This window comes from Caldanaerobius polysaccharolyticus DSM 13641, assembly GCF_000427425.1.
In the GTDB taxonomy this organism is placed as follows: domain Bacteria; phylum Bacillota; class Thermoanaerobacteria; order Thermoanaerobacterales; family Caldanaerobiaceae; genus Caldanaerobius; species Caldanaerobius polysaccharolyticus.
In genome coordinates this window covers 897,364-912,269 of sequence record NZ_KE386494.1, presented here as the reverse complement: position 1 = coordinate 912,269, position 14,906 = coordinate 897,364, and the positions used below count along the sequence as shown (strand labels likewise).

Here is a 14,906-nt window from a genome sequence, read left to right as displayed (position 1 = left end):
CTTATTTCACTTTAATAGATTCTGCGAATTCCTTTTTAATGCGATCCAATAGGGATTTATCGGTTATTATGTCAAATCCGGTGAGAGCTAGTGCTGTGGCAGCTTTTAACAGCATTTCTTTGGCGTAATCCGTCTGAGTGGCCAAGGCGAATTCCCTGGTGTGGGAGGGAATGTGGCCCTGGACTATTCCTATATAAGGATGTATAGCTGGAACTACGTGGCTGACGTTGCCTATATCTGATGAACCTGACGGCTTTTTAGGTGGCTGGATGTCATTTACTCCGGTGCTTTGTAGATTTTTATTGAAAACCTCCTGGAGGGTATTATTTGTAATCATATTGTCATAGGAGAGTTCATAATTGGATATGTTCAAAGTGCATCCAGTGGATATTGCTGCACCGCGGGCACAGTCTTTAACCTTTTTTACGACTTCCTTCAGGTACGAAGAGCTTTCCGACCTTACGTAAAATTGCGCCACAGCCCTCTCTGGTATTATATTGGCGGCTATACCTCCTTCTTTTATTATGCCGTGTATTCTCACGTCGGGTTTTACGTGTTGTCTTAAAGCATTTATTGAGTTGAACAGAAGCAGTACGCCATCTAAGGCGTTTATACCGTCTTCAGGGTTGTCTGCTGCATGAGCTGCTTTGCCCAGGTATTCAAATTGAAGGGCTTCCATGGCTAGCGAAGTGCCGCTTTCTCTTGTGACGTCAGAAGGGTGCACCATTAGCGCTACATCTATATCATTAAAAGCCCCTTTTTCTGCCATAGCTACCTTGGCTCCGTTGGTCTCTTCTGCAGGGCAACCAAATACGGCGACTTGTCCGCCTATAGTGTCTATGATTTCTCTTAACGCAATGGCTGCTGTTACGCTTATTGCGCTTATCATGTTGTGGCCGCAGCCGTGACCTATTTCAGGCAGGGCATCGTATTCGCAAAGATACGCTATAGAGGGTTTACCGCATCCATATATTGCCTTGAACGCCGTGGGTATGCCTAGATAACCTTTTTGGATTTTAAAGTCCCAATGGGACAATACTTCGCATATTTTTTCGCAGGCTGCAAATTCCTGATTTCCTGTTTCGGGGTTTTCGTACAGGAATTCATTTAACTCGAACGCTATTTTTTTGAGTTCGCCGATTTTTTCGATTAAAACTTCTTTCATATCGATATCCCTTCCTTTTGTTTAAATATATCATTATCATAACTATCATAACCAATTTTCATGAATAAAATCAATCATAAAGGTAGATAATAATGTAAAAAGAAAATTAAAAGGGATGATAGTGTGGACGAAAATAAGATGTGTTTTATTTGCGGTCAGGAAAAAAGCGATGGTATCTACGTCTTTGACAAGTACATATGTGCATCGTGCCAGTATGACATCATAAATACATCCCCTGAGGACGAAAATTATGAGTACTATCGGGAATGCATGAAAGCCATATGGGAAGACCACATTAAGGGGAAATACAGGATTGCCATGGAGTAAATCCTGTATTTTTTATTTTTAAGGTGTAACCGTTGTTTTTCACTCATGTAAATAAAAAGCGGAGGAAGAATGAGAAAGCGTGAGTAAAATTCAAAAAAAAAAAAAACGGAGAATATTCGGCTATTTTGACCAAATTTGAACTTTGAAAATGTTTTACCTGTGATATAAAATAACCTGTGAAAAGAGATAGCGTTTTAGTAACTTATTAAGGTTTTTTGCAAAAGGTTAAGGTGTAAGAAAGGAGGAGTGATAAATTTATATTTTAGATTTTTTAAAAGCTAGGTGGTCTGATTTAGAAAGGGGAGAGGTAAGGTGAAGAAGGTATGGAATTTATTTATAGTGGTACTGCTTGTAAGCTTGATGATTGTCTCAGGATGTAGTTCTAGCAAAACAGCGAGTAGCACGAAAGGTCAGAAAGGCCAGGGTAGTGGTAAAGTAACTATAAGCTTTATGGGTTGGGGGAATCAGGAAGAGCACGATATTTATTCTCAGGTATTGGCGGATTTTGAAAAAGCCTATCCTAATATAAAAGTGGATTACATATACGTGCCTCAGGATTACGATACCAAACTTAAGACCATGGTTGCCGGTGGGACACCTCCTGATGTATTGTATATTCATGAATCCACAGGAGCTGAATGGGCAAAAGCAGGGATGCTGTGGAACCTTGATCCTTACATAAAAAAGTATCCTGAATTGACAGAGGGTATGCCTCCTGGATTGCTCAAGTACGGGCAATATGAAGGCAAACAATACGGTATTCCCAAGGATTTTGCTCCATGGGTTGTGTATGTAAATGTAGATATTTTCAAAAAGGCAGGAATTCCTTTGCCTACATCGGATTGGACAATGGACGATTTTGTCAATTTGGCGAGAAAGCTTACAGTGAAGCAAAATGGAAAGGTGCAGCAATGGGGAACTGTAATTGACGAATGGTGGGGGCCATGGATGCTATTTCTTGGCACAGAAAATGGCCAATGGTTTAAGGATGGAAAGTCTAACTTCAGCGATCCCGGTGTTATGAAAGGGCTGAAAATACTTTACGATTTGATGGTAACTTATAAGGCAGCTCCTTCGCCGTCTACGCTGAAATCCATGGGCGTAGGACAATCGCAGATGTTTGAGACAGGAAAGGTAGCTATGTATCCAATGGGACGATGGATGACTCCCACGTTTCGTCAGTCTGTAAAGTTTAACTGGGAGGCTGTAGAGCTTCCTAAAGGAAGCAATGGACAGCGTTATTCACCAGTTAATTGCGGGATGTTTGGCATAAGTGCGAATTCTAAGCATAAGGAGGAAGCGCTTACACTTATACGCTATCTGCTCAGTAAAGACGCTTTGAAAAAAGTAGCGAGTTTGGGGTTGGCACTACCGCCTTACACTAAGTATTTGGATGATCCATCGTTTGTTACGTCACCACCTGATCCTGCTCCTTTCAAAGCAGCAGCCAATTATCTTGATAGGACGGGAACAGAGTATAATGCTTATTACTCCACTAAATTTACCGAATACGATACAAAGTATATCGAACCTGAGCTAGATAAACTTTACAATGGGCAACAGACTGTTGAGCAAACCGCTGAGAATATAGATAAAGGTGCAAACGCAAATCTTTTTAAGTAGTTTTATGAAGCATACATCAGTTCCTGATAATAAATTTTTCATGAGCTGATGTATGCTTTAGTAATATTAATTTTTGAAGAGGTGAACTACTTTGCAAAATGCTGATATGTCCATAAAAACCGTTAAGATTACTGTAAAGAGCCATAGACCTATTAAAAAAAGACTTAGAGATAATATAGCGGGTTATCTTTTTATCGCTCCAGCGCTTTTTGGGTTTCTTGCATTTATGTTGTACCCCATGATAGCGTCGATTGTCATAAGCTTTTATGATTGGAACATACTCAATCCCCCAAAGTTTATTGGCATCGGCAATTACATAAACCTATTTCACGACCAGGTATTTTTGATTAGCTTGAAAAATACGCTGCTATGGGTGGTATATTATGTACCAGCTTCTATTGTGCTTTCATTTGTCCTAGCTTTGCTTATGAACCTCCCTTTGAGGGGAATTGCGATTTACCGCAGTATTTATTATATTCCAGTGATAAGCCCGCTGCTCAGCGTGGCGCTTCTCTTTGTCTGGCTTTATAATCCTGATTTTGGCTTGATTAATTATGTATTATCAAAGTTAGGGATTGCACCTCTGGGATGGCTTACTGATTCTAAATTAGCTTTGCCGAGTATTGCTATCATGGCGATATGGAAAAATGCCGGATGGAATATGCTTATTTTCTTAGCCGGTTTACAGGGAATACCAAGGCAGCTTTATGAAGCGGCAGAATTAGATGGAATAACTCCGTTCCAAAAGATATGGTATATTACCCTTCCCCTTTTAACGCCGGCGACATTTTTCATAGTGGTTACTGCCATTATCGGAGCTTTTCAGGTATTTGGGGAAGTGTATATAATGACAAGTGGAGGCCCTGGTTATTCAACTTATACATTGGCGTATTATTTATGGTCCAACGCCTTCCAGTATAACAAGATGGGATATGCCAGCGCTATAGCTATGGTTATGTTTATATTGATTTTCGTCGTAACGGCGCTGCAAGACCGGTTATTTGGACGAAGAGTGCAATATGATATGTGAATATGGAGGATGGTTTTATGAGAAAAAAGACAGCTTACAGAGATATAGTTGCGTATACAGTTTTGACTATTGGCGCGCTGATAAGCCTGGTTCCTTTTTTCTGGATGTTTACCACTTCGGTTAAAGATCAGAGCGAGATATTTTTGTTTCCACCCAAATGGATACCGAGTATATGGCATTGGGAAAATTACAGGCAAGCGTGGCACGCGGGAGGACTAAATTTTACATTGATGTTTTATAATACAATGCGGATTGTTATACCTGTAACCATCTCGACAGTTGTAATTTCTTCACTAGCTGCTTATTCTTTTGCGCGCATAGATTTTGTTGGGAAGAATTTTATATTCATGGGTTTCTTAGCGTCTATGATGGTACCTGGGACGGTGACCATAATACCGCAATTCATCATGTTTAGAACCCTGGGATGGATAAACACACTTAAGCCATTAATTGTGCCTGGGTTATTTGGGAGTGCTTTTGCGATTTTCCTCCTGAGACAGTTTTTTCTGACGATACCTCAGGATTTGGAGGATGCCGCCATTATAGACGGTTGTTCGAGATTTAGAATTTGGTGGCAAATATTTTTGCCTCTGTCCAAGCCGATTATAGCAACACTAACGGTTTTCACATTCCAAGGTGTATACAATGATTTTATGGGTCCGCTGATTTATCTTAACAGCCAGGATTTGTTTACGGTTCAACTGGGCCTGGCGGCATTTAGGGGAGTATATCAGACTAGGTATGATCTGCTGATGGCGGCGTCGGTGTTTACACTGGTTCCCATAATAGTTATATTCTTGTTTGCCCAGCGGTATTTTATAGAAGGGGTTGTCATGACAGGGATAAAGGGTTAAGCGGTTTGTTTTAAAGACGTCGAATATGGTATAATAATGCTATTCTATGAGGGGAGGAGGAGGTTTATGAAGTTTACAGACGGCAACTGGCTTATAAGGAAAGGGTTTAACATTTACGGCGCTGCAGAGGTCAATAGCGTTGAGATAGGTGAAAACTCTATTACGGTATACGTGCCGTATTTCCACCTGAGGGATAGAGGGGATACTTTAGCAGGTCCTTTATTGACTGTAAGGATTTCTTCTCCGAGAGAAAATATAATATGCGTACAAGCGTATCACTTTAAGGGAAGGCGCAGGAGAGGTCCTGAGTTTACTATCAACAAACAAGATGATGTAAAAGTTGACATTCAAGAAGGTGATGACTTTGTCAGTCTTACCAGCGGGACTTTGACTGTTAAAATCAAAAAGACAGGCGGTTGGGCCATGGATTTTTACAGCGGCGATAAGCGCATTACTGGCAGCGGCTATAAGAGCATGGCGTACATTACGTCTCAGAATGGCGACGTGTATATGCGGGAACAGCTGGATTTGGGTGTAGATGAATGTGTATATGGATTGGGGGAACGTTTCACTCCTTTTGTTAAGAACGGGCAGGTAGTGGATATATGGAACAGAGATGGGGGTACCAGCAGTGAACAGGCGTACAAAAACATACCTTTTTATATAACCAATAAAGGTTACGGCGTTTTTGTCAACGATCCTGGTTGTGTCTCCTATGAAATAGCCTCTGAAAGGGTATCCAAGGTTCAGTTCAGCGTTCCAGGCGAATACCTGGAATACTATGTGATCAATGGTCCTTCCATGAAAGAGGTACTGGTGAATTACACGGCGCTTACTGGAAGGCCAGCGTTACCGCCAGCCTGGTCTTTTGGCCTTTGGTTGACCACGTCTTTTTTGACGGATTATGATGAGAAAACCGTTACCAGATTTATTGATGGTATGGCTGAAAGAGATGTGCCACTTCACGTCTTCCACTTTGATTGTTTCTGGATGAAGGAGTTCCAGTGGTGTGATTTTGAATGGGATGAGAGGTATTTTTCTGATCCTGAGGGCATGCTAAAGCGCCTCAAGGAGAGAGGGCTTAAGATATGCGTATGGATCAATCCGTATATTGCGCAAAAATCCAGGCTGTTTGATGAGGGCATGGAGAAAGGGTATTTATTAAAGAGGCCCAATGGCGATGTGTGGCAGTGGGATTTATGGCAGCCAGGCATGGGTATAGTGGATTTCACCAATCCTGAGGCATGTGAATGGTATGCCAGTAAATTGAGAAGGCTGCTGGATATGGGAGTGGATTGCTTTAAGACAGATTTTGGAGAGAGAATCCCCACAGACGTCGTGTATTACGACGGCTCAGACCCTGAAAAGATGCACAATTATTATACATATCTGTACAACAGGACTGTGTACAATGTTTTATGCGAGAGATTTGGCAGAGGGAATGCCGTGTTGTTTGCCAGATCGGCTACGGCTGGCAGCCAGCAATTTCCTGTGCATTGGGGCGGGGATTGCTACGCAACGTATGAATCCATGGCTGAGAGCTTGCGCGGAGGTTTATCTTTGTGTTTATCAGGTTTTGGATTTTGGAGCCACGACATAGGGGGGTTTGAGAGCACGGCTACTCCGGATATATACAAAAGATGGGTAGCATTTGGGCTCTTATCTTCTCACAGCCGCCTTCATGGCAGCAAAGCGTACAAGGTACCGTGGCTGTACGACGAGGAAGCTGTAGACGTTTTACGCTTCTTTACAAAATTGAAGTGCAGTCTTATGCCGTACCTGTTCAGCGCGGCGTGCGAAGCGGCCTATAAAGGCATCCCTGTGATGAGAGCGATGGTTCTAGAGTTTACTGATGACCCCACCTGCTATTATCTGGATAAGCAGTACATGCTGGGCGATTCTCTGCTTGTTGCTCCCATATTCAACGAAGAGGGTATGGCGGTTTACTACCTGCCTCAGGGTAGGTGGACTAACTACTTTACCGGTGAGGTGGTAGAAGGAGGCTGCTGGAGAAGAGAAAAGCACGGTTACATGAGCATACCCCTCATGGTGCGCCCCAATAGCGTTATAGCTACAGGGCATGAGGATAGTAGACCGGACTACGATTACGCTGATGGCGTGGTTTTTCAGGTATTTGAGCTACAAGATGGGGCTTGTGCATCCACCACGGTGTACAGTACAGACGGTTGGCCTGAGGTCGAATTCACGGCAAAGCGAGCAAAAGATGTCATTGAGGTAAAGGTTCAAGGGGCTACCAAACCGTGGAGCGTGGTCTTGAGGGGGATAAAGGAGATAAAATCCGTGGATAGCGCAACGTACAGCGTAGAGCAACTGGGTACGAGGATAGTGCCTGATAGAGGCGCTTGTTCGTTGTGCATAAATCTGTAGAGCCGCAAAAGGCTGTTGGCAGGAGTGATATGCTGACAGCCTTTTTTTATCTTAACTTGCTGTCTATTGTCCTGGCATGATAGAATAAAAATACAAATATATATAATAGAGTTATGGAAAGGGGCTTAAAATGTGAAAAAGGTTGTCCTGACTGGAGGAGGTAGTGCTGGCCATGTGACGCCTAATCTGGCGCTGGTGCCGGAGTTACGGCGGCGGAATTGGGATATCGCCTACATAGGCAGTTATAATGGTATCGAAAGGGAGCTGGTAGAAAAAACTAATATCCCCTATTACAAAATTTCTACGGGAAAACTGCGCAGGTATTTTTCTCTTAAGAATTTAACAGATCCTCTGCTGGTATTACAGGGTGTATTACAGGCTACTATGCTCTTGAGGAGGCTAAAGCCCGATGTGGTTTTCTCTAAAGGAGGGTTTGTGTCCGTTCCGGTGGTTATAGGCGCATGGATCAATAAAATTCCTGTAATACTTCATGAGTCGGACATAACGCCTGGCCTTGCCAATAGAATTTCCCTACCTTTTGCCACGAAGATTTGTGCCACCTTTCCTGAGACCATGCGGCATTTGCCTGAAAAAAAGGGGATTTTAACAGGTACCCCGGTGCGAAGTCAGTTGCTTAAAGGGTCCAGGGAAGAAGGGCTTGCCTTTTGCAGTTTTACGTCTAAAAAGCCTGTGCTGCTGGTGATTGGCGGTAGCTTAGGCTCTGTAAAGATAAACAGCCTGGTAAGGGCCATACTTCCTGATTTGCTCCGGAGATTTCAGGTCGTACATATATGTGGCAAAGGGAATATGGACCAACAGCTAGAAAAATTAAGCGGGTATAAACAATTTGAGTTTATATCGGAGGAGCTACCTTCGGTTATGGCTGCAGCAGATATATGCATTTCAAGGGCAGGAGCCAATGCCCTATTTGAACTACTGGCGCTTAGAAAGCCGGCTCTTTTAATACCTCTGTCAAAGCAAGCCAGCAGAGGCGATCAGATATTGAACGCCCGTTCTTTTGAAAAACAGGGTTACAGCATGGTGCTACAGGAAGAGGAAGCCACCGAGAAGGTCTTACTGGAAAAGGTAAATCAGCTATATGAAAATCGGCTTCAGTATATTAAAGCGATGGAAAAAAGCCAGATTGGCGATGCCACAAAGGTTATACTGGATTTGATTGAGCACACGGCTAAAAAGAGGTAAGGGATGTAAAAATGCGTATACCCATTTTAGAAGCGCTGGAAGATTACGTGCAACAAGGCATTGTGCCCATGCACATGCCAGGGCATAAACAGGGCAGGGGTTTTATAAAGGCTTGTGGCAAGGAGTTAAAAGGCTTTAGTTTTGCACAAGACATGGCGAAAATGGACGCCACCGAAGTCCCGGGCCTTGATAACCTCCATTACCCTGAAGGACCTATAAAAGAGGCAGAAGAATTGGCTGCTCGAGCTTTTGGGGCTGATTACACTTTTTTTATAGTAAATGGCTCTACAGCCGGGGTGTACGCTATGATTTTAAGCGTTTTAAACCCTGGCGATACCGCCATCGTTATGAGAAACAGCCACAGATCGGTGTACAACGGGTTAATACTTGGCGGCATAAGGCCCTGTTATGTAATGCCATATTTTTGCAGAGAGTACGGTATAGCCATGGGTATAACTTCCCGAGATATCGCCCATGCCATGGATATGTACCCTGAAGCTAAGGCCGTGGTCATCACCAGTCCCAATTATTACGGCTTTTGCCTTGATATAAAGTCTATTGCCGATGAAGTACACAAGAGGGGTAAGCTACTGCTGGTGGATGAAGCTCATGGCGCCCATCTTCATTTCAGCAAAAGATTACCTGATGATGCCATTGCCCAGGGAGCTGATATGGCTGTGCAAAGCGCACATAAGACATTGTGTGCTTTTACTCAAACAGCTTATCTCCATGTGAAGTCCGATAGGGTGAACATAGAGCGGGTGAGGGAGGCATTGAGGGTGGTACAGTCCACCAGCCCTTCTTATATGCTCATGGCGTCCCTGGACTATGCTAGGGCGTTGATGGAGGAAAAGGGCAAGGATATGCTGGAAGTGGCTATTGATTTGGCTGTAGAGATACGACAGCGATTAAAGGATGTGGGTATTGTGTGCCCTGGGGATGAGATGATAGGCCGATATGGAATTGCTGGCTTTGATACCACAAAGCTTATAATAAGCATGTCCCATTGGGGATACAGTGGATACCACATTGAAAAGGTATTGAGGGAACAGTATAAGGTACAGCTGGAGATGTCAGACCCGTATAACGGGCTGGCCATGATAACGATGGCTGATGACAATTCCACTGTGGGCGCATTGCAAAAGGCCCTCATGGACATGGCCCAAAAGTTCCCTAAAAGAGGGCATTTACCTGTGGAAAATGTGGATATTCCTTTGCCACCGATGGCGCTTGCTCCGAGAGAGGCTTATTATTCGCCAAAAGCAGAAGTGCCGCTGGATCAAGCCGAAGGTATGATTTGCGGCGATTTTATTGTGCCATACCCTCCTGGAATACCTGTCCTCTGCCCCGGAGAGATGATAACAAAAGAGGCCATTGAGTGTATAGGGAGGTATGAAAGGGTACAGGGAATAAAAAAAGAGGACGCTTTATCCATTCCTGTGGTGTCCTCCTTTTAAGACTTTTGGATCCTTGGTTTTCATATCATACGGAGAGCGTATTTGCGACCGTTTCTTTCATCTCGTCTTTTTTGCATACTGTTTTATGGCGGATTTCTGCTCCTTTGAGTTTTTTAAGGCTGTCAGGTATGGCTAATCTGCTGATATCCGATAGGATTTCCAAAAGCGAGAACTCATCCTGATCGGCCTCAATAGGCACATTGAGTGCAGAAAGTACACTTTTAGGGAATTTATACGGGCTGGCGGTTGATGCCACAACGGCTATGGTCTCATCCCCTGTTTCTTTTCTGTAATCCTCCAGGACCTTTAGGCCCACGGCTGTGTGGGTATCCACCACATAATGGTACTTATCATACGTAATTTTTATGCTCTTCATGGTAGCATAGTCATCAGCGTAATTAGCGTAAAATATCGATTGTAGCTTCTCTAGCACAGGGGTGTCTATTTGGTACACGCCTTTTTCCATGAGGAGTTGCATCATCTGCCTGATTTTATGGTCATCTCTATTGTACAGCTCAAATAAAAGCCTTTCTAGATTGCTGGATACCAATATATCCATGGAAGGCGAGATGGTCTTTTTAAGATCCCTTCTCCTGTCGTATACACCTGTCCTTATGAAGTCTGTAAGCACTTTGTTGGCGTTGGATGCACATATAAGCTTGCCGATGGGAATTCCCATTTCTCTGGCGTAATATGCTGCCAGTATGTTTCCAAAGTTGCCTGTTGGGACGACCACGTTTACTTTTTCGCCCATTTTGATATGCCCTGATTTAACCAGGTCCACATAGGCGGAGACATAATAGACGATCTGCGGCAGAAGCCTTCCCCAGTTAATGGAATTGGCTGATGATAGCTTAATACTTCTTTCGCTTAATCTTTCGTTAAACCCTCTGTCGTTGAATATGGCTTTAACCCCTGTCTGAGCATCATCAAAATTGCCTGCAACCCCTATTACAGCTACATTATCGCCTTTCTGGGTTATCATCTGAAGCTTCTGCATGGTGCTTACGCCCTGTTCGGGGTAAAACACGATTATACGGGTTCCACTTACGTCGGCAAAGCCTTCCAGCGCAGCCTTTCCTGTATCGCCGGATGTGGCTACGAGGATAACAAAGGTGCTGGCATCGCCGGTCTTTTGAGCTGACCTCACCAAAAGATGTGGGAGAACCTGAAGGGCCATGTCTTTAAAAGCGCATGTAGGGCCGTGCCACAATTCCAGGATGTGGGTGTTTTGGTTTAGTTGGCGGAGCGGCGCGATGAGCTCATCGTCAAATTTTGCGGGATGATATGCCGTAGATATCATCGCACCTATTTCCTGCTCCTTAAAATCCGTGAGAAACATTTGCATTATATCTGAGGCCCTACCCCTGTAGTCCTTGTCTATCATATGCTGTAGCTGGCTTTTGCTCATTTTAGGTATGTACTCGGGTAAAAACAAGCCACCATCCGGTGAAATCCCTGCCTTTATTACATCAGCGGAATTGAAAGATTTTTTCGCATCTCTGGTGCTTGTGTAATGCATGGTATACCCCCTGTATACAATTTATTTTATTATATCATCAAAGGTCGGCGCCATACAATGCAAAATTGAAGGCTTTTTTGCAGCGCTCTTTTGTGGTAATATATATTAAAATATCGAGGTTAAGGAGTGCGGATACGCGTGTTTATCACGTTTGAAGGTATAGATGGGTCTGGTAAAACCACTCAGATAAAATTAATTTCAGACTTTATAAAAAATTTAAAATATGGTATAATTTTGGTAAGGGAACCTGGTAGCACGCCTGTTTCAGAAAAAATACGAGAGATTTTATTGGATAAAGAAAATGCGATGGCTCCTGAAACCGAAGCTTACCTTTATGCGGCTTCTCGCGCGGAACTGGTAAAAAAGGTAATAAAGCCGGCTTTAGACAAAGGAAATATAGTTATATGCGATAGGTTTTTAGATTCCAGCTTGGTTTACCAGGGCATAGCTAGGGGTTTAGGGTTGCAGGCGGTGTATCAGCTGAATACTATGGCATTAGGGGATTTAAAGCCTGATGTGACTATCCTTTTAGATTTGGATCCCATGGTAGCCAAAGCCAGGCTAAAAAAATTAGACAGGCTGGAAAGCGAACAGCTGGATTTTTACAGAAAGGTGAGAGAAGGCTATCTTTATCTGGCAGACCGAGAACCGGAGAGGATTAAAGTTGTGGACGCAGCGCAGGGCGTTCAACAGGTTTTTGAGGATGTATTGTCCATAATCAAAAATAAAATGGGGAGGCGATTGTTGTGAAACTCATTATCGCTATTGTGCAGGATGAGGATTCCCATAAATTGATGAATAAGCTGACAGAGGAAGGTTTTAGCTTTACCAAGCTAGCTACCACAGGGGGGTTTTTGAGGTCAGGCAACACCACGCTTTTAATAGGAATTGAAGAGGACAAGGTGGATGCTGTCATAGATATAATCGAGAGGGTTTGCAAGACCAGAGACCAGTATATCACGTCAGTGCCGCCGGCGGGAGGTACCACAGGCATGTTTTACTCGCAGCCTGTAGAGGTCACAATAGGAGGCGCTACTATATTTGTGGTAGACGTAGATAAGTTTAAGAAGGTGTGAGGATGAGGGTAGATCCGCTGACAGTTAAGACGGCGATCTCTTCTCCAGCAGCTAAAGAAGGTGCAAGAGCTGGTAATCCTGCTGGGTTATTTGAGAGGGAGTTTCATAATGCCGCTGAGAGGGTCCACGGCGAGAGGTTAAATAAATTGCTGTCGCACATTGATGAGGTGAGTAAGGCTTTTAAAGAAAACCCCGGTATAGAGCGTTTAATTGAGTACAAAAAGCTGGTTAAAGAATTTCTATCAGAAGTGGTAAAAGGCTATGAGTTGTTTAGAAGGGAGTCCATGGACTATAAAGGCCGAAGAAAGGTTTACATTGTGGTGGAAAAAGTAGAAGAGAAGCTGGATATGATGGCCCAACAGTTTATTCAGGACAATAAAGACGTGATAGAATTGGTCAAGATGATGGATGATATACGGGGTATGCTGGTAGATTTATACGCTTGAGGGGTGTGGTTATGGGTTTTGACAGTATAACAGGGCATACAACAGTGATAAAGGCTTTGGTTAAGGCGATACAATCTGGTAGGATAGCCAGCTCGTATATATTTGAAGGCCCTGAGGGTGTGGGGAAATTTGCGACAGCATTGGCTATGGCCAATGCTGTCGCTTGTTCACTGGATATAAAGGTCTTTCAGACTGATGAGAAGACCATAAAAATTGAAGATATAAGAAGGCTTAGAGGGGATATAAATATAGTGCCGTCTGGGTCCGGTCGCAAGGTGTACATTGTAAGAGATGCGGAAAAAATGACGGCAGAGGCCCAGAACGCCTTTTTGAAGGTTCTGGAGGAACCGCCCTCCTATGGGGTTATCGTATTGACGTGTAACAGCTTAAGTTCCCTTTTACCTACTATTCGTTCCCGATGCATTGTATTTCACTTTGGCCCGTTGAGCAAAAAGGATATAGCGGATATACTTGTAAAAAGCCACGGAATCCACCCGACCAAGGCGGCTTTTGCCGCCAGCTTGTCAGGAGGATCGGTATCCAGGGCGCTGGCTGTGTCCACCTCGGCAGAATTTGATGAGATAAGAGAGGTTACCTGGGGGATTTTCTGCCATGTACTGGACAAACAGATGCTTAAGAGCATTGAAGACGTGGAAAAGCTGCAGAGCAGGCAGGATCACATTGACGATATATTGAATTTATTGCAATTATGGTATATGGATTTGATATATGCAAAGCTGGGGATGTATGATATAATAAGCAATGGGGATAAGTTAGAAGAGGCCAAATCTATTTCGCTGAGATTATCCCTAAAGGCCTTGGTAAAATCTATAAAGTTGATAGAGCAGGCAAGGCGACGGATTAATAAATACGTAAATTTCTTTTCCACCATGGAAGATATGGTGATCGGTTTACAGGAGTTGGTGTAGATATGGCTAAGGTTATAGGTGTAAGGTTTAAAAAAGCAGGTAAGACCTATTATTTTGATCCCGATGGGTTGAGTATAAAAAAAGGGGATTGCGTCATAGTTGAAACCATAAGAGGTGTGGAATTTGGAGAAGTGGTTATGGGCGAGATGGAAGTAGCTGACGATGAGATCGTGATGCCTTTAAAAAAGGTCATAAGGGTAGCTACTGATGAAGATAAGATACACTACGCCGAAAACAAGGAGAGGGAAAAAAAGGCTTTTGACATTTGCCTTAAAAAAATTCAAGAGCACGGCATGGCGATGAAACTGGTGGACGTAGAGTACACCTTTGATAACAACAAGATAATTTTTTATTTTACGGCTGAAGGCAGGGTGGACTTCAGGGATCTGGTAAAGGATTTGGCGTCGGTGTTTAAAACCAGAATTGAGCTCAGGCAGATAGGCGTAAGAGATGAAGCCAAGATCGTTGGGGGTATGGGACCGTGTGGAAGGCCGCTATGCTGTAAAGTTTTCCTGGGAGAATTTGAACCTGTCTCGATAAAGATGGCGAAGGATCAAGGGCTCACTATAAATCCGTCTAAGATCTCGGGCTTGTGCGGAAGGCTTATGTGCTGCCTTAATTTTGAGCAACCCTGTTATGAACAGCTTTTAGAGACCCTGCCGCGCGTAAATGACCTGGTTATGACCCCAGATGATGAAACGGGTACTATATGCGAGATCAACGCCATAAGCAGGAAGGTGAAGGTGAAGATAATAAAAGAGGATGGCATTGAGATATACAAGTACTTTAATACCGACGAGGTGGTCGTTGTAAACAAATACGATGAGGATTACGACTGCGACACCAGTGATCTGGAGTCGTTGGATTTTTAAAAGCCTGACAACTG

At 43.5% G+C, this 14,906-nt stretch carries 14 protein-coding genes; 12 read left to right on the top strand and 2 right to left on the bottom strand.

What is annotated here, in order from left to right; genetic code table 11:
* Position 1 precedes the first annotated feature (1 nt).
* Positions 2-1,165, bottom strand: coding sequence for a M20 family metallopeptidase (locus tag CALPO_RS0105310; RefSeq protein WP_026486404.1), 1,164 nt, complete (start codon positions 1,163-1,165; stop codon positions 2-4).
* A 123-nt stretch (positions 1,166-1,288) separates the two neighbouring features.
* On the opposite strand from CALPO_RS0105310, the gene CALPO_RS0105305 reads away from it, so the two are divergent.
* The 7 genes from CALPO_RS0105305 to CALPO_RS0105275 all read left to right on the top strand — a co-directional run bounded on the left by CALPO_RS0105305 (position 1,289) and on the right by CALPO_RS0105275 (position 10,047).
* The gene (locus CALPO_RS0105305; RefSeq protein ID WP_026486403.1) at positions 1,289-1,492 is read left to right on the top strand and encodes a sigma factor G inhibitor Gin; all 204 of its coding nucleotides are present in this window, start codon (positions 1,289-1,291) and stop codon (positions 1,490-1,492) included.
* Positions 1,493-1,804: 312 nt separating this feature from the next.
* The gene (locus tag CALPO_RS0105300) at positions 1,805-3,115 is read left to right on the top strand and encodes an ABC transporter substrate-binding protein (protein WP_026486402.1); all 1,311 of its coding nucleotides are present in this window, start codon (positions 1,805-1,807) and stop codon (positions 3,113-3,115) included.
* A gap of 91 nt (positions 3,116-3,206) precedes the next feature.
* The gene (locus CALPO_RS0105295; protein WP_051585843.1) at positions 3,207-4,145 is read left to right on the top strand and encodes a carbohydrate ABC transporter permease; all 939 of its coding nucleotides are present in this window, start codon (positions 3,207-3,209) and stop codon (positions 4,143-4,145) included.
* Between the two features lie 17 nt (positions 4,146-4,162).
* Positions 4,163-4,999: a carbohydrate ABC transporter permease gene (locus CALPO_RS0105290; RefSeq protein WP_026486400.1), complete on the top strand. Its 837-nt coding sequence runs from the start codon at positions 4,163-4,165 to the stop codon at positions 4,997-4,999.
* 66 nt (positions 5,000-5,065) lie between these two features.
* The gene (yicI, locus tag CALPO_RS0105285) at positions 5,066-7,387 is read left to right on the top strand and encodes an alpha-xylosidase (RefSeq protein WP_026486399.1); all 2,322 of its coding nucleotides are present in this window, start codon (positions 5,066-5,068) and stop codon (positions 7,385-7,387) included.
* Positions 7,388-7,519: 132 nt separating this feature from the next.
* On the top strand, positions 7,520-8,590 hold the full coding sequence (locus CALPO_RS0105280; protein WP_026486398.1) for an undecaprenyldiphospho-muramoylpentapeptide beta-N-acetylglucosaminyltransferase: 1,071 nt from the start codon (positions 7,520-7,522) through the stop codon (positions 8,588-8,590).
* An 11-nt stretch (positions 8,591-8,601) separates the two neighbouring features.
* A complete protein-coding gene (locus CALPO_RS0105275; protein ID WP_026486397.1) occupies positions 8,602-10,047 on the top strand; it encodes an aminotransferase class I/II-fold pyridoxal phosphate-dependent enzyme in 1,446 nt (481 codons plus the stop codon).
* A 25-nt stretch (positions 10,048-10,072) separates the two neighbouring features.
* Here CALPO_RS0105275 and thrC read toward each other — a convergent pair whose 3' ends face one another.
* Entirely contained in the window at positions 10,073-11,569 is a 1,497-nt protein-coding gene (gene thrC / locus CALPO_RS0105270) for a threonine synthase (protein WP_026486396.1), read from the bottom strand.
* Between the two features lie 138 nt (positions 11,570-11,707).
* Between thrC and tmk the strand changes: the two genes are divergently transcribed.
* From tmk to CALPO_RS0105245, 5 genes are read left to right on the top strand one after another with little or no spacing between them, the layout of a single operon-like run.
* Positions 11,708-12,319 (top strand): dTMP kinase, encoded by a 612-nt coding sequence (gene tmk / locus CALPO_RS0105265; RefSeq protein WP_245589889.1) that lies wholly within the window; start codon positions 11,708-11,710, stop codon positions 12,317-12,319.
* Positions 12,316-12,645: a cyclic-di-AMP receptor gene (locus CALPO_RS0105260; protein WP_026486394.1), complete on the top strand. Its 330-nt coding sequence runs from the start codon at positions 12,316-12,318 to the stop codon at positions 12,643-12,645. Before tmk ends, CALPO_RS0105260 begins: the two co-directional genes overlap by 4 nt.
* Before the next feature lie 2 nt (positions 12,646-12,647).
* Positions 12,648-13,091, top strand: a complete 444-nt coding sequence (locus CALPO_RS13315) for a YaaR family protein (protein ID WP_051585841.1) — start codon at positions 12,648-12,650, stop codon at positions 13,089-13,091.
* 11 nt (positions 13,092-13,102) lie between these two features.
* Positions 13,103-14,020: a DNA polymerase III subunit gene (locus tag CALPO_RS0105250; RefSeq protein ID WP_026486393.1), complete on the top strand. Its 918-nt coding sequence runs from the start codon at positions 13,103-13,105 to the stop codon at positions 14,018-14,020.
* Between the two features lie 2 nt (positions 14,021-14,022).
* On the top strand, positions 14,023-14,892 hold the full coding sequence (locus tag CALPO_RS0105245) for a PSP1 domain-containing protein (protein WP_026486392.1): 870 nt from the start codon (positions 14,023-14,025) through the stop codon (positions 14,890-14,892).
* Positions 14,893-14,906: the final 14 nt, after the last annotated feature.